The organism is Fervidobacterium islandicum (assembly GCF_000767275.3).
GTDB lineage: Bacteria > Thermotogota > Thermotogae > Thermotogales > Fervidobacteriaceae > Fervidobacterium > Fervidobacterium islandicum.
On record NZ_CP014334.2, the window covers coordinates 1,985,965 to 2,003,833 of the forward strand.

General features: G+C 40.3%; 16 protein-coding genes. 7 read left to right on the forward strand and 9 right to left on the reverse strand.

The features are described from left to right. Positions 1-21: 21 nt before the first annotated feature. Positions 22-858 (reverse strand): Cof-type HAD-IIB family hydrolase, encoded by an 837-nt coding sequence (locus tag NA23_RS09495; RefSeq protein ID WP_033191739.1) that lies wholly within the window; start codon positions 856-858, stop codon positions 22-24. 37 nt (positions 859-895) lie between these two features. Beyond that, entirely contained in the window at positions 896-1,975 is a 1,080-nt protein-coding gene (locus NA23_RS09500; protein ID WP_033191738.1) for a glucose-1-phosphate thymidylyltransferase, read from the reverse strand. A 301-nt stretch (positions 1,976-2,276) separates the two neighbouring features. Between NA23_RS09500 and glnA the strand changes: the two genes are divergently transcribed. The 3 genes from glnA to NA23_RS09515 all read left to right on the forward strand — a co-directional run bounded on the left by glnA (position 2,277) and on the right by NA23_RS09515 (position 4,673). Next, positions 2,277-3,647 (forward strand): type I glutamate--ammonia ligase, encoded by a 1,371-nt coding sequence (gene glnA, locus NA23_RS09505; protein ID WP_033191737.1) that lies wholly within the window; start codon positions 2,277-2,279, stop codon positions 3,645-3,647. A gap of 187 nt (positions 3,648-3,834) precedes the next feature. Beyond that, the gene (locus tag NA23_RS09510) at positions 3,835-4,206 is read left to right on the forward strand and encodes a PadR family transcriptional regulator (RefSeq protein ID WP_033191736.1); all 372 of its coding nucleotides are present in this window, start codon (positions 3,835-3,837) and stop codon (positions 4,204-4,206) included. A gap of 32 nt (positions 4,207-4,238) precedes the next feature. Next, the gene (locus NA23_RS09515) at positions 4,239-4,673 is read left to right on the forward strand and encodes a NifB/NifX family molybdenum-iron cluster-binding protein (protein WP_033191735.1); all 435 of its coding nucleotides are present in this window, start codon (positions 4,239-4,241) and stop codon (positions 4,671-4,673) included. 99 nt (positions 4,674-4,772) lie between these two features. Here NA23_RS09515 and NA23_RS09520 read toward each other — a convergent pair whose 3' ends face one another. Beyond that, positions 4,773-5,894, reverse strand: coding sequence for a glycerol dehydrogenase (locus tag NA23_RS09520; protein WP_033191734.1), 1,122 nt, complete (start codon positions 5,892-5,894; stop codon positions 4,773-4,775). A 682-nt stretch (positions 5,895-6,576) separates the two neighbouring features. Here NA23_RS09520 and NA23_RS09525 point away from each other — a divergent pair. Continuing rightward, on the forward strand, positions 6,577-7,371 hold the full coding sequence (locus tag NA23_RS09525; RefSeq protein WP_249477058.1) for a sensor histidine kinase: 795 nt from the start codon (positions 6,577-6,579) through the stop codon (positions 7,369-7,371). Positions 7,372-7,400: 29 nt separating this feature from the next. After that, entirely contained in the window at positions 7,401-8,135 is a 735-nt protein-coding gene (locus NA23_RS09530) for a LytR/AlgR family response regulator transcription factor (protein ID WP_033191732.1), read from the forward strand. Positions 8,136-8,163: 28 nt separating this feature from the next. Here the strand turns inward: NA23_RS09530 and NA23_RS09535 are convergent, their stop codons facing one another. From NA23_RS09535 to hrcA, 4 genes are all read right to left on the reverse strand, one after another. After that, a complete protein-coding gene (locus NA23_RS09535) occupies positions 8,164-9,363 on the reverse strand; it encodes a hypothetical protein (protein ID WP_249477060.1) in 1,200 nt (399 codons plus the stop codon). A 251-nt stretch (positions 9,364-9,614) separates the two neighbouring features. Then, entirely contained in the window at positions 9,615-10,754 is a 1,140-nt protein-coding gene (gene dnaJ / locus NA23_RS09540) for a molecular chaperone DnaJ (RefSeq protein ID WP_033191730.1), read from the reverse strand. Between the two features lie 26 nt (positions 10,755-10,780). Next, positions 10,781-11,416, reverse strand: coding sequence for a nucleotide exchange factor GrpE (locus NA23_RS09545; RefSeq protein WP_052107150.1), 636 nt, complete (start codon positions 11,414-11,416; stop codon positions 10,781-10,783). A 31-nt stretch (positions 11,417-11,447) separates the two neighbouring features. Then, positions 11,448-12,497, reverse strand: coding sequence for a heat-inducible transcriptional repressor HrcA (gene hrcA, locus NA23_RS09550; protein WP_033191729.1), 1,050 nt, complete (start codon positions 12,495-12,497; stop codon positions 11,448-11,450). A gap of 262 nt (positions 12,498-12,759) precedes the next feature. On the opposite strand from hrcA, the gene NA23_RS09555 reads away from it, so the two are divergent. Further along, the gene (locus NA23_RS09555; protein ID WP_033191728.1) at positions 12,760-13,626 is read left to right on the forward strand and encodes a DMT family transporter; all 867 of its coding nucleotides are present in this window, start codon (positions 12,760-12,762) and stop codon (positions 13,624-13,626) included. A gap of 70 nt (positions 13,627-13,696) precedes the next feature. Here NA23_RS09555 and rpsB read toward each other — a convergent pair whose 3' ends face one another. Beyond that, entirely contained in the window at positions 13,697-14,473 is a 777-nt protein-coding gene (gene rpsB / locus NA23_RS09560; protein WP_033191727.1) for a 30S ribosomal protein S2, read from the reverse strand. Positions 14,474-14,782: 309 nt separating this feature from the next. Between rpsB and NA23_RS09565 the strand changes: the two genes are divergently transcribed. After that, positions 14,783-16,123, forward strand: a complete 1,341-nt coding sequence (locus tag NA23_RS09565; protein WP_033191726.1) for a substrate-binding periplasmic protein — start codon at positions 14,783-14,785, stop codon at positions 16,121-16,123. 12 nt (positions 16,124-16,135) lie between these two features. Here the strand turns inward: NA23_RS09565 and NA23_RS09570 are convergent, their stop codons facing one another. Continuing rightward, a complete protein-coding gene (locus NA23_RS09570) occupies positions 16,136-17,869 on the reverse strand; it encodes an HD-GYP domain-containing protein (RefSeq protein ID WP_033191725.1) in 1,734 nt (577 codons plus the stop codon).

Below are 17,869 nucleotides of genomic sequence, written 5' to 3' on the forward strand. Positions count from 1 at the left end.
CACCAGCTATCAATAGCTTTTTCAATCATCAATCCCCAGTGCCCATTTCTTTACCGCGTAAGCCACACCGGCTTCGTTGTTCGATTTCGTGATGTACCTTGCATATTGCTTCACTTCGTCGTGCCCGTTTTCCATTACGATGGGATATCCAACCATCTTCAAAAGGCCGATGTCGTTGAAGCTATCACCGAGGTACATAGTTTCTTCCGGTGCAACTTTAAAATACTCGAAAAGGTGTTTTATAGAAAGTTCTTTGGATGAATTTGGTCCGAAAATTTCGTAAAATGTTTCGTTTCCAATTGTGGTGTTCTTAACGACACTCGTTTGACTCTCAAGTCCATCAAGTGCCTCATTAATGGCTTGTCTAATTACCAGCTCTTCCCCAACGAGCGCAACTTCTGCAACAGCATCTTTTGTTTTTATGTATTTTAACACATCATCGACAATATTCAACCTCCATTGGTTTTGACCAAGGTAAAGAGAAAAGCTTCCAGTGTACGGCATATCAATGTACATGTCCTTTTCTTCAAGAAAGTCTCTGTAGAGTATGTAGAATAGCTTGTGCCTTCTCGCAGTTTCTATAACTTTAGTTGCAATTTCTGAGCCCAAGGCAGATTTGTATATAATTTTGTTTTCCATCCACTGGTAAATGAATGCACCATTTTGAAAGATAACAGGCACATCGAGTCCCAACTCTTCTACGTACGGTTTCGCCGAATAAAAGTTGCGACCTGTTGCGACACTTACGTGTATTCCTTTTTCCATGGCTGCTCTCAGTACTTCGATATTTTCCTTTGGTATATGCTTTTCATCGTTTAAAAGCGTACCATCAAGGTCTGTAACGATAAGTTTTACCATCCTTTAAACCTCCGGATTTTTCTTTAGCAACATAAGTTCATCTTGAAACAACAACTTTACTAAGGTCACCGACGATAATTTGTACGCCCTTCGGCTTACCGTCGTTTTCTACAATCTCGACCTTTTTGCCTATGAGAGAAGAGTCTATTCTGAAAGATAAGTTAGATATTTTGACTTCGTCCATGACGATAGAGTTCTCTATTTCACAGTTTTCGATCATTACACCGTTGCCTATCGATGTGTAGGGACCTATGTATGCATTTGAAATTGTACAATTATCTCCTATAATCACAGGTCCTCTAATAACGCTGTTGACAACTTCTGAATTCTTCCCTATACTGACCCTACCTTGAATGACAGAGGAGGCTTCAACTGTTCCTTCGATTTTAAATTCTTCGATGATATCGTCCAATATCTTGTGATTTGCTTCTATCAAATCCTCAGGCTTGCCCGTGTCTTTCCACCAACCGTAAATGATGTGTCCTTCAACTGTACCTTTGTTTTGAATAAGCCAATCTATTGCGTCTGTGATTTCGAGCTCTCCTCTCCAGGAAGGCTTGATGTTCGCTATGCCTTCGAAGATGTCTTTCCTGAACAAATAAAGCCCGATTATTGCGAGATTTGAAGGTGGTTCTTTTGGTTTCTCGATGGTTTTGACAATCCTGTTACCTTCCATTACTGCTATACCAAAGCGGGAAGGGTCTTGAACTGGGGAAAGCATGATCAATGCGCTGAGGTCTTTCTTCTCTTCGAATTCTTTTACAAAAGGTCTGATGTCGTCCATGATGAGGTTGTCGCCGAGGTACATCATGAAATCCTCGTCACCGAGGAAGTCCTTTGCCATGAGGACAGCATGCGCCAAACCCTTTGGCTCTTCTTGGAGGATGTAAGTTAATTTGACACCGTGCTGGGAACCGTCACCGAGCGCACTTATGAAATCCTCTCTGTTTTCGGGACTTACGATGATGCCGATGTTGGTGATCCCGGCGCTTTTTATTTTTTCAATCGTGTAGAGAATAACAGGTTTGTTTGCTACCGGAATGAGGTGCTTTGCTGTTGTATACGTGAGTGGTCGTAATCGCGTTCCTTTCCCTGCGCAAAGGATAATAGCCTTCACCTTTCTCACCCCTTATGATTTTTTGTAGATAAGTTTACTATTTTGAGAAGAGCTTGAGCAAAACTATTATATTACAAGAAGGCTGAAATTCAAACATTTCTAATTGAAAATGTGCGTGGTATTAGTGAGCATACTGAAGGATTTTTAAGAAAAGATGAGAAGTTCTGAGAATAGGTAAAGGTAAATCGTTTTTTGTACGCTCCATTGAACTGTTGTAATTTGTTTCTCTAAAAAAACCATGATAGCATTAGTATGGAAGAAAGTGCAGTGCATAAATCTTCGAATTCTGGGAGGGAACGAAATGACCAGTTCTCAGATTCTAAAGCTGGTAGAACAAGAGGGAATAAATTTTATCGACCTTAAAGTTGTCGACCTGTGGGGCAGATGGAGGCACGTGACGCTTGCGAAGACCAATTTTTCTGAAAAAACTTTTGTCGAAGGTGTAGGATTTGACGCTTCCAACCTCGGCTATGCTGAGGTCTTCAGTAGTGATATGGTTATAATCCCTGATCCGGAGACTGCGATAATAGAAGAATACGATGGTGAAAAAGTTCTCTCAATGATTTGCGATGTCTATGAAGTTGAGAATATGACACCATGTTCGCATGACCCAAGGACGATTTTGAAGAAGACTCTTGAATCAATAAAAGACATTGCAGATGAGGTTTACCTTGGACCAGAGTACGAGTTCCACATATTCGAAGATGTGAGATACGATGTAAAGCCGAACAGGATAATGGTCGAAATCGATAGTGGGGAAGGTTTTTGGAAGTCAGGTGAAACGGGTGAGTATTTTATTGGAAGAAAAAAAGGTTACCACAGAATTCCGCCGTTTGACAGGTTGATGGAAGTAAGGAATGCGATTGTTAAAAAGTTGCTTGAGTACGGTGTACCTGTGAAGTACCACCACCACGAGGTTGGAACGTGTCAGGTGGAAATTGAACTGACACTTGTTGACGCGTTGAAAGCGGCAGATTACACGATGCTTGTCAAACACGTTGCAAGAATGGTTGCGAAGCAATACGGTTACTTGGTGACGTTCATGCCCAAACCGTTGTACGATGAAGCGGGCAACGGTATGCACGTGCACCAATTCTTGAAAAAGAACGGTAAGAACATATTCAACGGAGACAAGCTTTACAACCTTTCGCAAGAGGCTCTCTGGTATATCGGTGGTGTGTTGAAGAACGCACCAGCACTCATGGCTTTCACCAATCCATCAACGAACTCGTATCGTCGCTTGGTTCCAGGATTTGAGGCACCAACGAACGCTGTGTTTGCACTTGCAAATAGAACATCAGCTATAAGAATTCCGGCGTACGTAAAAGATCCCGAAAAGCGCAGAATAGAGTTCAGAACGATAGATGCAACATGTAATCCGTACCTTGGCTTTGCTGCAATGATATTGGCAGGTGTCGATGGCATCAGAAAGCATACAGATCCAACAGCAGAAGGCTTTGGACCTTTCGAAGGGGATGTGTACGAAAAGGAACTGAAACCACTACCAAAGTCGCTAGAAGAAAGCTGCGTTGCTTTGAAAAACAACCATCAATTTCTAACCACATTCCCAAAAGAGCTAATCGAACATTGGGTAAAAACAAAGTTAATTGAAGAAAGACAGGTCAATTCCGTTCCACATCCGAAAGAATACGATTTGTATTTCGATGTGTAATGCGTTAAGATAGTTTTGTCCCAGAGAAGCTTCCTCATACCAGTACCCCCAGCCCTCGGCGCTTTCAGGCCCGAGGGTTTTGTTTTTACACAGTATTGACAATTTATCAGTAATGATATATAATCATTTTGGAAAGTGGAACACTCTTATCTTACTTATCTTAGACGTGTTAATGGAGGTGTGAGGTTTGCGTAGAAAATGTGGATGTAGTCACCAAGGGCATGGTCCTCACAGATGTGGAGAAATGGGATTTTCGGTTGGAGACTACTTAACGGCAGCTATTTTGAAAGAGCTATTGAAAAAACCAATGCACGGGTACGATTTGTACGAGAAGATAATCAATTCCGAGTATTATCCATTTAAACATGACCAAAGTGTTGTTTATAGCTTGTTGAGAAAACTTAATTCGCTCGGGTTTTTAAGGTACTCTCTTGAAGAGGGAAATGGTGGAGTGAGGAAAGTTTACGAAGTTACTGAAGAAGGTTCCAGATATCTAGAAGAACTTACTAACTATATAGCTGATCTAAAAGACGCTTTTGAGAAATTTCTCAATTATTAACAAAGATATTTTAGAATTCAGGAGGTGGCGTTATGAGGTTTGTTATTCCAACGGACGATGGTAACGTAGTTGCGGATCATTTCGGAAGAGCTATGTATTTCATGAAAGTGGAAATTAAAGATGGGAAAGAGATTTCAAGAATTTTGGTAGACAACCTCCATGCGAGAAGTCACGGAAACCATGGGCACCATGGACACTACGAACCCGGGCATCACGAACATGCACATGGATATGGACATGGACGCGAGTTCGGACATGAGCATGAACACGGACATGGACATGAAGAGGTTTTTGCCTCAACGGGAGAAATAGATGCGGTAGTTGCCGTGAGAATTGGTCCGCATATGTTTGAAGACCTTAAAGAAAGAGGCGTAGATATTTATCTTGTAAAGCCTCGCACTTCAATAAACGAAATTGTCTCTAAGATGCTCTCAGGTGAGTTAAAAAAGCTCGAATTAAGAAAATAAGAGCAACGAATCAATAGAAAAATCCTTGGCGGAAGCCAAGGATTTTTTTGGAGATTTTCAATAACTTAGAGAAAGGTTTAATCAACTGTTTCGTGTTTATCAGTGTTGATTGCTCTTGATTTGCTTTCGCTTCAAATAATCTTTGCCTAACATATCTGCAGTGATAATTGCCGCATAAACCATATCTGGTGTAACCTTAAACGGCATATTATGAATTGTTTCGCCTTCTGCGCACGCGGCTTGTGAAACAATTCGTATTTTCTCTTCTGTGCCATCTAAAATTCCCATTTGTTCCAAGGTTACTGGTAAGCCTACTTTAACACAAAAATCTAAAACTTCTTCTATTTCTTTCTCCGAACTATTTTGCAAAACTAGCTGGGCAAGTGTTCCAAATGCTACTTTTTCGCCGTGGTATAGATGATGGCAATCTTCAACCAACGTAAAGCCGTTATGAATTGCATGAGCGGCTGCTAAACCACCGCTTTCAAACCCAACACCGCTCAGATATATGTTAGCCTCAACAATTCTTTCGAGCGCTTCTGTAACAACTTTTGCCTCTGCAGATAATTTAGCCTTGTAACCTTCGTTTATTAAGGTTTCATAGCATAATCTGGCTATTGTAATAGCGGTGAGTGTTGGTTCCCCGCCAGCCATAGTAATCGCATGTGAATCATAACACGCTTTCGCTTCAAAGTATGTTGCAAGGGCATCACCCATACCTGCCACAAGTAATCTAACAGGTGCTTTTGAGATAATTTCCGTATCGACGATTACAATATCTGGGTTTTTGGGGAATAGTAAGTATTCCTCGAAAACACCATCGTCAGTATAAATCACCGATAGAGCACTACACGGTGCGTCGGTCGATGCAATTGTTGGAACAATAATGACAGGAGTGTTTCCATAATAGGCGACGGCCTTTGCTGTATCAAGAGCCTTTCCTCCACCTACTCCTATAACTCCCGAGCATTTATGTGTTCGTAACAAGCTCACCAATCTACTTATCTCGTTCTTTGAGCACTCTCCTTTGAATATTTCAAATACTCCTTCGATGCCGTGTTGGTTGAGACTTTTTTCGATAGTTTCTCTCGTCAAGTTCATCACAAACTCATCGGCAATGATGAAATATCTTTTTCCAAAAGGTTCCAGATACTTTCCGATGTAGTGTAAAGCACCAGCTCCTTGGATGTATTTCATAGGTGACTGGATAATTCTTAGCATACGCTTATTCCTCCTTCTCTTCAAAGTTATAAAGTTCTGTTGAAAAACGAAAATTACTATCTTCAAAATATCCTTCAGCTCGATGTTTTGGTGCTTTTTGAGAATTTAAAAGCATACGTACTTGATTGAGAAAAATTGGTTGACCAGATTAAAAATGGAAGCGGAATAATTGTGATATTTTTCACATTACATTCTTATTTTACCACTGCTGATAGCGTGTGTCAATAACTTTAGTGAAAAAAATCACTTATATGATAAACAAAGTAAATTATGTTGAATAAACAGCTTGAGTGAGACATTTGACAGACTTTGCAAAATTTTTTTGAATTTCTCACTCAGCATATAAGAAGTAGTTGGTAAAGTTTCGTAAGTTTCATGATAAAATTTTATTTGGATACACAAGTTATTAGACGAGAACTGAGCGTTATTTGTGATGAATTCTTATTATATGAGTATTTACAAGACATTGTGAGGGGCGATTTTTGTGCGGGTTTTCCTATTTTTGCAATTAATAGCGCTTGTTATCTTTGTGTATACTATGTATTTTCTCCCTTCTAATCTGTATTTTATTTCCGTCGTTTCTATATTCATCATTGTGAACACGGTCGGGCTCACCTACTATATTTTCAGAGCTTGGGCAAAGGAGTTGATTGCATCTTCTAAATCGAAATGGAGCAGATTTTTGTATTTTCTCTTAGTCGTAGTTGCTATCGTTGGCATTACTTTCTTGTTCTTGAACATATCTGGGATGTGGATTTCTAAGTATTCCGAAGATTCACTTGCAAACTTCACCAATTCGCTACTTGTCGTCTCAACATTTTTACTGGTTTCGTTTGGTATTGCTTACCTCACACTCAGGAGGGAATTAGAAAGACAGCTGCGAGAGTACGAAAAGCTTAAAGGTGCACAGCAGAAGTTGAGTATACAGGTTATCCGATACAAAACGAATCCACACTTTCTTTACAATTCGTTGAGTACAGCGATATCGATGCTGGATTTAGGTGAGGCACCAGAAGCTGTTAAAGAATATCTCTCAAATCTTGCGGAACTCTTCAGAACGGTCTTTCAAGCACCGGAGGTTTGGACGTTGAAAGATGAACTTGAGTTAGCAGCTCGGTACTTGGAAATTCAGAAGCTTCGGATAGAAGGGCTGAACTACGAAATCAAAGTCGATGCAGAATGCGACAAGGTTAGAATTCCATCATTGGTGCTCCAGCCTATCGTTGAGAACGCTGTAATCCACGGGATCGCTAAGTCTAAGGACGGAAGAAAAATACTTATCGAATGCTTTATTGAGAATGGTCGTGTCGTTATTAAGGTCATCGATGATGGGAAAGGTAGTGAAAACATAGTTCCCGGCACGGGTTTAAAACTTGTTGAGGAATTGCTGAAAGCGTTTGCAAGGAACGTTGAGCTAAAGGTTGAAAGCTACCCTGAAAAGGGTACCACAGTTATACTTTCTTGGCAAAGGGTTTAAAGTGTTTAGTGCTTTTTAGGGGGGAGCATATGACTTGCGTTATAGTCGAAGATGAGAAGCTTTTGGCATTGTTATTGGAAAAGATGGTGAAAGAGGAAGGATTAGATGTGCTTGGCGTTGCCAAAGATGCGGAGGAAGCGATAGCAATCATTAACGAGAAGAAGCCTGACATCGTATTTCTTGACATAAACTTAGGAGAACAAGATGGATTCTATGTACTTGAACATGTTAGCCACAGGCCATACGTGATATTTACAACAGCGTATTCCGAGTACGCTGTAAAGGCGTTTGAAGAGAATGCGGTAGATTACTTGTTGAAACCTATAAAGAAAGAAAGACTGCAAGAAGCCATTGAAAAAGTCAGAAAATTGAGCTCTTTAGAAAGAGTGGGTATTTCTCAGAGTATAGAAAAAGTGAAGGATTTGGCGCAGAAGGTAAAGAGTGGAAAGTTTATTGTGGAGGTTGGTGATGAGATTCTATTTTTGAACGTTGACGAGATAGTTTTTCTAACTTCTGAAGAAGGTGAAACGATAGTTGTTGCAGAGGACAGGAAACTGAAGACAAGAACTTCTCTCAAAGATTGCGAAGCCAAGCTTCCTGCGGAAAAGTTTTTAAGGGTACATAAGTCTTACATAATCAATGTTGAGAAGATAAAGAAGATAATCCGGAATTACTTTGGTACGATAGCACTCGAGCTCTCAAATGGAGAAATCATCCCAGTAGGTAGAAATTACAAAGATTCGATAAAAAAACTGCTCGAATGAATCGAGCAGTCTATATTGTTATCTGATTTTAGCTCTCGATATTTGACAACAACTTGATTAGACCTTTCATCTTTCCATCCTTCATGATAGTACCGGATAAAACAAAAACATTTCTTTTTTCGTCATACGATATCGAAAAGAGCATGCCGTAGTCTGTATCGATGGTTTTCTCAACGACCTGTAGCTTGCCTGAGCTTTTGTCGTATTCAAAAAGGCCGTACCAAGGGAGTTTCTTTTCGCCATCGTATTTATAACCTGCAAAGTAGAGCATATCTATTCCATTTTGTCCTTCACTTTGCAAACTGTTCAACACAGAATGGATTCTCACGTTCTCACCAAATGTTTTTATATACTCCACTTGACCGTTTATTGTAAGCTTTGCGATGAATGCACGTTCGGTTCCCAATCTTTCAGAGTTAGCATCATTGAAATTTTCGTACACGTATCCGGAAACAAAGATAGCTTTCTCTGTGATAGACAAGTCCATAGGCCAGAGAGTATGTGAATTGGTTAAGACGGTCTGCCAAATTAACTGCCCAGCCGAATTGTAGCTAACAACATACCCGTCGTACCTTGTTCCGTCTGTGAATGAATTACTTGATCCGGCAACGAGTATTTGACCTTTCATTGGATCATAGCCGACAGCGTAAGCTCTATCCCAGCGTGTACCACCGAAGCTTCTATCCCAGATGATTTTTCCATCACTTGAGAACATAACAGTCCAGTAATCATGTTCGCCGAAGTTCGCTGTTACGTCGTTACCCTTGGCATAGTTATCACCGACAAATACGAAGTTGTTCCCAGCTCTTACCATTCGATATGCCCTGTCCCAATCCGGCCCCCCGTAAGTTTTTTGCCAAATAGTGTTTCCATTCTTGTCTAAACGCAAAAGCAAAACATCATATCTTCCTCTGGTACCTAAGCTTTTCGAAGAGGTTGTTCCAAGAGCAAAAAAACCCTCATCGATTTGAACAATATCATATCCAAAGTCGTCATTCTCAGCACCGAAGGTTTTAACCCATACGATGTTACCGTCATCATCGACTTTGGTCAAAAGTATTTGATATTTTTCACTTTCGTCATCTATGGTGGAACCTATTCCTACAAACCCATCAGGCGTGCTAATAACTCTTGATATCCGTGATTCGAAACCTTTGTCGATTGTTATCTCTTTGTCAATCTTTGCGGTTAGCTGAGTTGAACTGGAAATACCTTTTAAAAAGGCCAAAAACGTCGAGCTGCGTGAGAAAATGAATCCAAAACTAAGAACGAAAATCCCCAGAATTAAAAATAGCAGAGTAATTGAAATAAAGGTTTTTGATTTAGCATGTCTTTGCGATTTTTTGAGCTCTGGCCCACTGGAATGGGTTGAAGAACCTAGCGGATTAAGAGCCTCTCGATTTCTGAACGCTTTGTTCCTACGTGATTTACTATATTTTAAAGCCTTTCTCGTAGTATTTAGTTTGTCTCTGTCAAGTCTCAAATTTCTATGCCCCTTTCTTTGGCTATTTCTTCAAGGAGTTTTCTCTCTTTTGATGAGACTTTCCTTGGGATTGAGACCTTCACTTCTACTATTAGATTGCCACGTCTACCTGTCCTTGCGTTTGGAATGCCCTTGCCTTTGATAACTATACGTTCGTTGGGCTGTGTCCCTGCAGGTATCTCCACTGGAACTCGTTCGCCGTTTGGCAATGTAACATATACGATGCCACCGAGTATAGCACTGATGTAATCAACGGGAACAGTTACTATTATATCATCACCTTCGCGTTTGTAGTCGCTTGTTTTTCTAACTTTAACGTGGACATACAAATCTCCGTAATCTCCACCGTTTGTTCCAGCATTCCCTTTTCTCGGAATTCTGATAACCGCTCCATCTTCTACACCTGCTGGGATGTTCACGACCGCGTTTGTTTTTCTTCTAATTCTTCCTGCTCCTTTACACACATGGCAGGTTTCTCCCGGAATTGTACCGCTACCACCGCAGACGTCACAGGTATATTGGTTAATAAACACACCGAACGGTGTTCTTCTCTCTTCCCGAACAACGCCAGTTCCATGGCACTTCGAACATGTCACCCATTTACTTCCAGGTTCTACTCCTTCTCCCTTACAGTTCTCGCACAATTCATACCTGTCGTACTCAACGGTTACATCTCTTCCAGTAAAGACGTCAGCTTCTGAAATGGTCACTTCAAGGTTTATATCCTCTCCTCTTTTGGCATACCTTCTACCACCTGTTGTTCGTTGCGTTTGCGATGTACTTGTTCTATGCCCTCCAAAGAATATGTTGAATATATCATCATTTAAGAAGTCCCTGAAGATATCACTTATATCTTCAAATCCAAATCCGTTGCCCCTACCGGACGGCTCGTAAACGTAGCCACCTTCACCTACGTATCCAAACTTATCGTACATTGCACGTTTCTGTGGGTCGCTCAGCACCTCGTAAGCTTCCTGTATCTCTTTAAATCTTTGCTCGGCTTCCTTTTTCTTATCTCCCGTATGCCTATCTGGATGCCACTCTTTAACAAGCTTCTTGTAAGCCGCCTTTATCTCATCTTCTGATGCATTTCTTGGCACGCCAAGTATTTCGTAGTAATCTTTTCTTGCTGGCATATTGTATCACCTCTGCTTGTCATTTTTTATTGCTCATTCTCTTGCTTGTTCTCTGTCATGTTCTCAGATGTTTTTGCCTTCTTCCTTGGTTTTACAGCAACGCGCACTTTCGTTGGTTTTACAACCTGTCCGTTGAATGTGTAACCGTCTTCAATAACTTCAAGGATTGTGTATTCTTCAACATCATCGCGTTCTTCTTTCTCAAAGGCTTCATGGTTGAACGGGTCGAATTTACCTGTTGCGTCTATAACCCTTAATCCTTCGTTCTCCAAGGTCTTCAAGAGTTTTTCATATATCTTCTCTACTCCAAGTTTGAACTTTTCCAGGTCATTATCGGATTCGTAGTACTTAAAAGCCCTCTTGAAGTCATCTAAAATTGGTATAAGTGCTTTGATGATGCGAAGTGCGGTTGACTTTGAGGCATCTTTCAGCTGCCTGTCGACGTCCAATTTGTAGTTTTCAAACGTTGCTTTGATTATGCGTGCTGCATTCTGGATTTCTTTTAGTTGGTTTTCAAGTTCGGCTATTTTCTCCTTTAACTGCTTGTTTTCCTCGAATAATCCGTTCTGATTCATCTCTTCGTTCTCCTTTATCTCATTTAAATTTTGCGAATTATTGTTTTGCATTTCTTTCATTTCGTTTATTTTCTTTTCTTCACACATGGTCTCAACCTCCTTCTTATCTGGATTGATTTTAGATATTTCTCGATACAACAGTGAAGTATTCACTCAATCTGTTGAGCATGAATTCAAAGCTGTCGATGACTAAGTCATATCTCCCGTATTTGTCAAAGATGACAGCAACGCGCCCAACAGGTGTATCTTCTGAATAAAACTGACCGAGCATTACCGAGAAGTCTTCCAAGAATCTAAGGCCGTGTTCTTTACCGATGAATATATCGTTTTCAAGCTCAAAGAGTTCTTTGTAGAATGTGTCCGACGCGACGTATGCAAGGATGTTCTGCAATTTCTTCAGGTTGATTCTTTCATTTGAAAGTAAGTTTGGTAGTCCCTCTGTTATGTAATCTTCGTAACTCTCAACTGATAGTCTTTCAGTTATTTCCAGGAAACCTCGGCTGAGCGTTCCGAAATCGTTCTCTTTGAAGTTGTTTAAATTGCTCAAGTTATTTATTCGAGCGAGAATATCCCTAAGCTTGGATCTGAATTCGTTCAAAGTTAGTCCTGTCATTACTTTGTTGAGCATTTCTTCTATTTTTTCCGTATCGTCGAGTTCACTGTGTTGGATCGGGATTGATGAGCTTAGACCAAGCGATGTTATTATATTCGCGATCGAAAAATTCTTGCTTACAGGTGTGACAACTATCCTTTTTATCCTTAAAGTTAACGGACTCGGTTTTTCGATGACAACCATACCTTTTGTTGAAGAACTTAAAAGTTTTGCGGCACCTGTAAGGACCTTTTCCATATCACCGATAGGGAAACGTGCCGCAACTTCGACGTGTGTGCTCTTTGATTTTATTTCTTCTCTAATTTTCCTAAGTTCGTTTACATAAAACCTGAGACCTTTGTCCGTTGGGACACGACCAGCTGATGTGTGCGGCTGGTATATATAGCCTGTTCTCATCAACCGATTCATGTCGTTTCTGATAGTGGCACCAGACCTTTCAATCGTAGCACTTTCCAAAACCCTTTTTGAACTCACTGGGGTTTTGGTATTGATGTACTCTTGAACGATACAATAGAGAACTTTCTTCTGCCTTTCGGTGATATCGTTTCCGAGCATACTTAACTATCACCTCGCTTTTTTGTATATCCATTCTTGCTGTTCTATTATTATCAAACTTATTAGCAATCAACATCCAAGTCTGCTAATATATTACCACAGATTTGTCGATTTGTCAATTTCTTGAGAGCTTACAATACGGTGTTGTTCGGATTTTTGTTACATAAAACTCTTCTTGATGAAAGGATTATTTTTGATAAAATAGAGACATAAAATTGTGCGGAATGCGAACTTTCTTATCGATGAAGATGAGGTGGTCCCTGTGAACTGGAAGGTTTATATATCTGGAGTAGCCGTTTCTACTATATTTGGATTGTCTTTTCTTTTTACCAAAAACAGCATACAGCACATCAACGTCTACACGTTTTTAGCTTACAGGTTTGCGGTGGCAAGTATCGTTATGCTTTTGCTCGTTGGTGTTGGAGTTATCAGGTTGTCAAAAAAGCCATATTGGAAATTGTGGAAGGTGGCTTTATTTCAGCCGATTCTGTACTTTGTTTTTGAAACAAACGGGTTAAGATTTGCGACTTCTTCGGAAGCAGGGATGTTGATCGCTTTGATTCCGATTGTAATTACCGTTCTGAGTCCTTTGCTATTGAAGGAAAGAATAAAATGGTACCAATTTCTGTTCGCTTTTCTGAGCTTTTTTGGTGTCTTTCTTATCGTTGCGAGTGGTGGTTTTGAGCAAGGAGCGCTTGTCGGAAAGCTCTTGATCTTAGGTGCTGTGCTTTCTGCAGCTCTTTACAATATCTTCTCGAGGAAGTTGTCTGCACAGTTCACACCTGTGGAGACGACGTTCTTCATGATGATAACGGGTTTTGTGTTCTTCTTTTTGGTGAGTATCTTCACAGGTCAGTTCAAGGTAACACTCCATCCGGCTGTTATAATGGGAGCATTGTACCTTGGTGTGCTTTCTTCAACAGTCGCGTTCTTTTTGGTGAATTTCATGCTCAGCAAAGTTCCGCCAACGGTCTCTTCGCTTTTTTCGAATTTGACAACGGTGATTTCAGTAATTGCTGGTAGTGTCATCAGACATGAGAAGATTGCGGCATTGCAGATACTTGGAATGGTTTTAATACTCGTATCACTTGTGGCTAACTCCTATTTGAAAAGTAAAGAAATGCACTGAAGACGGTATAAATCAAATGAATTAAAAAGCCCTCGGTTTTTTCCGAGGGCTTCGTTTTAAATTACAGCTCTTATATTTCTTCTTCGTCAAGGTTTTCTGGGATATTAATTTCGATTTCTTCTGTTTCAACTGTTGCAGGCATTGCTTCTTCTGTTGAGTACGGTACCCCTTCGCGACCTTCGAGGTATGCATCGGCTATTTTACCAGCGATGAGTGCAATAGCTCTTATTGCATCGTCATTCGATGGGATCACGTAGTCGATTGGATCAGGGTCGCAGTTGGTGTCAACCATTGCAACTATTGGAATTTTGAGGTGGTTGGCTTCCTCAACGGCGATCTTTTCTTTTCTCGGGTCGACTATGAAGATAACATCTGGTAAACTCTTCATGTTCTTCACGCCACCGAGGTTCTTTCTGAGTTTTTCGAGCTTTTTTCTGAGTTTACTCTGTTCCTTCTTTGGCAGCTTGTCGAGTTCACCGTTTGCTTCCATTTCCTCGAGTTCGATGAGTTTCTGAATTCTCGACTGGATTGTGGAGAAGTTTGTAAGAAGTCCGCCGAGCCATCTGTTGTTAACGTAGAATCCTCCGCATCTTTCGGCCTCGTTCTTAACTACTTGCTGTGCTTGTTTTTTCGTTCCGACAAAAAGGATCGTTCCACCCTTGCTCGCGACATCTCTTACAAAATCGTAAGCTTCGTCGAGTAGTTTAACTGTTTTCTGAAGGTCGATGATGTAAATACCTTTCCTTGCACCGTAAATGTACGGCTTCATCTTTGGGTTCCATCTTTGCGTCCTGTGTCCAAAGTGAACACCTGCTTCCAAGAGCTGTTTCATAGTTACCACTGGCATACCTACACCTCCATGATTTGGTTTTATCCTCCGCCCCCTTGACCCACCGACCTTGCACATGGTCTTTAAATTCTCAATTTTGCAAGGCACCGAGGTGGGAAACGGGTTGGCGTGTGGATTGGGGTACTTTTCCAAATTTACGCACTCGAATTTTATCATATATTTCCGTTTAGTCAAGAGTTGAGCGAAGTTAATTCCAATTAGTTGGAAAATGACTTTGCGGTTGTGGTATAATTGTGATAAAAGAGCCTACAAGTAAGAACTAATTTAACTTGTTCTTAGAAGTCGGAAGGAGTCAGAGGTGAACATGTGATAGCCGAAAGGAGAAAGTTCTTGGCAAAGTTGCTTATCGTTTTGGTATCGTTGTGTTTACTGCCATCGATTTTGTTCTCTGCGATAAAGATAGGTTACTACGATAACTATCCACTGACCTTCAACGACAACGGCAAACCAAAAGGATTGTTTATAGACGCACTTAGAAAGTCTGGTATTTTGAGTAGTTATGACGTAGAATTTATTTTTGGTGAATTTGCAGACCTTATGCAGCAGCTGAATAAAGGTTACATAGATATGGTGGTTTGCGTTGCGCATACTCCTGAGCGAGAAAAATTGTATTCGTTTAACAAAGAACCCGTGTTGATGAATTGGGGTGTGCTTGTTAGTTTTAAAACGCTCAGCGATATCAGCGAATTGGATGGGAAAACAGTAGCCGTTAATCGTGGCGATATATACTTTCAAAGATTTTTGGAAATCGCCCAGTCGTTTGATGTACGTCCAAATTACGCAGGATTCGATACATACGAGAGTGTAATAAAAGCTGTGAACGATGGTATCGCAATTGCTGGAGTGGTTAGCAGACTATCGTATCTTGTCAACAGCGATAAGTATCCCAGAGTGAGAGCCACATCTTTTGTTTTCAGCCCTGTTCAACTCAAATTTGCAATACGCAAAGGCTCGGAAATTGCCAGTAAGGATGTGTTAGAAAAGATCGACAAAACGATAGCGTTGATGAAATCGTCTGGTGAGTTGGATAATCTCTTTAACTCGTATTTTAGAACGCAAGTTAGCAGAACAACTTTAGGTTTACAAACATATATGATTTTCATCTTCGCTGGTATCTACATAATAACCATCTTGATTTTCAAAAGCATTTTGAACGCTCAAAAAGTACGCTACGAACAAGCACTTGAATTAAATAGGCAAGCGCTTGCACAGAAAGTAATCGATGAGACAAAAGGTGTCTATGCTTACAGTATAGGGACTGAGATACTAAAGAAATACATGGAACTTTCAAAAAGAGAAAATCATCTGCTCGGTGTTGTTTGTGTGGAATTTGAAGGAAAGACGTGCGAACAAGAAAAAGAAAAGCTGGAGAAGATACTAAACGAAGAGACAAAAATGGGAGATTTTGTGATCCATATAGCGGGGCCCACGTACGCTATTGTCCTATACGAGTACGGTGTGTTCTTCGCAGAGCACTTCAGAAGAAGGATAGTTGACTTAATAACAAATGAAGGACTCATGTGCAATGTTTATGTGGGTTTTGTCAAACACAACATAAATAGTGATTCGACCGCTGAATCACTTATATACGAAGCAGTTGCGGAAATGGAGAAAGAAAAAGATTTTTGGAAAAGGGTTAAAGAATAAACCGAAAGAAAACTATTTCAATTCCTCCCAAATTTTTCGAATCTCCTCATGGTGTTCTTTAAATATATCGAGCACTTTCGGTGAAAAGTGCTCTGGTGAAGTCCTTCCATCTCCTTCGAGAATGATCCTCAGTGCTTCTTCATGCGACATACCTTTTTTATACGGTCGATCGGAGCGCAGAGCATCGTATACGTCTACTATCTTGACAATTTGCGCTTCGATTGGTATTTCCTCTCCAACCAAACCAAATGGGTAACCAGAACCATCATGATTTTCGTGGTGGTACAGTGCAATGTTCAACGCGGTTTCAAATCCAGGTACATCCAATATCCTTTTTGCGTAAACAGTATGTTTTTTCATCTCTTCCCATTCTTCTGGTGTTAATTTTCCCGGTTTGAGCAGTATCTCTTTCGGTATGAAGATCTTACCAATATCGTGCAAGCTGGCAAACATATCCACATCTTCGATCTTCTCATCGGCTAAGCCTAATTTTTCTGCGAGCAATTTTGAGAGTCGCTTAACTCTATAGATGTGTTGACCAGTGTTTTCGTCGTATCCTTCAGCTATAACAGCTAGTTTTTCAGAAATGCTGACCAATAACCTTCTGAATTCTTCGCTCTTGAGCCTTAGCTCGTCGTAGGAACGCATTAGTTCTTCATTAGTTGCTTCGAGCTCTTCCATTGTTGCGCTAAGCTCTTGGAGTATCGCTGACAATGTTTCGTAAAACTCCTGTGTCTCAACCAGGTTAAAATTACCAGCTGGTGGTAGGGTACCCGTATTTCCAATTTCTCTTACGGCAATCGATAACTTACTCATATCTGAGGCAAATGGCTTTACGGTTGCGTTAGTGGAAAGGATCGTGAAAACAGTGACACTTACAACAAGTGTAAGCATGAATGTAAGAACATAAAACAAGATTTTTCTGAAATCAAAAACCACTTTTAGATAGATCGGAATTTTAATTTCTCCGTAAGAAGAGAAATCATATGCTTTATAATAAATATCTTGTAACCAACCTGCCTTGAAGTACTGTCGCGTAAATCCTCTCGCAATCACTTGATCGGGTGTCTTCTTAGAAGTGTCCAGTCTGTTCTCATAATCAACATATATCGCAATCTCCAAGATATTTCCAGCTGTAAGTCCTGACAAGCCCTTTATGAATCCATCGTACAACTTTTGATTTAAGTAGAAGGTGAAAAGCAGATATCTGTTGTCTGTCTCAGAAAGTTTTAGCCACACGTATTTTACCATACGAGCTGTACCGGGAACGAAACCGGTGATATGTGGCAACGAACCTGCAAGAAGAACGTTAGGTTTAAAACCGATGTTTTCTACGTTTGATAGGTAACCTGTAGCTCTTATAATGTCTCCCTTTTCATTTATCAAAGCTACGTTTAAGTCAACAAAAAGACTTGGTATGTTATTCAATACAACTCTTGAAAGTTGTTCGTTTATTTTTTCTAAAGCTTCATTTTCATTTAGATTCTCAATAAGCGTTTTAGCTATCTGAAGGTTGGCCTTGACGTAATTTTCTAACTCATCATCGTGATGGGAAATCACCGTATTGAGTGTTTCAAGGAAATTTCGAAGCGATAGGTCTATTTTTTCGAAATGCGCTTTTGAGTTTTCCATGCTGTAGAACTTTACCCAAAACAGCGCAATGGCCAAAACAAGGCCAGTGACTAAGAACGCAATTACAATATTACGAATAAGAATTTTCCTTTTCAACTGATCAACCCTGAGCAT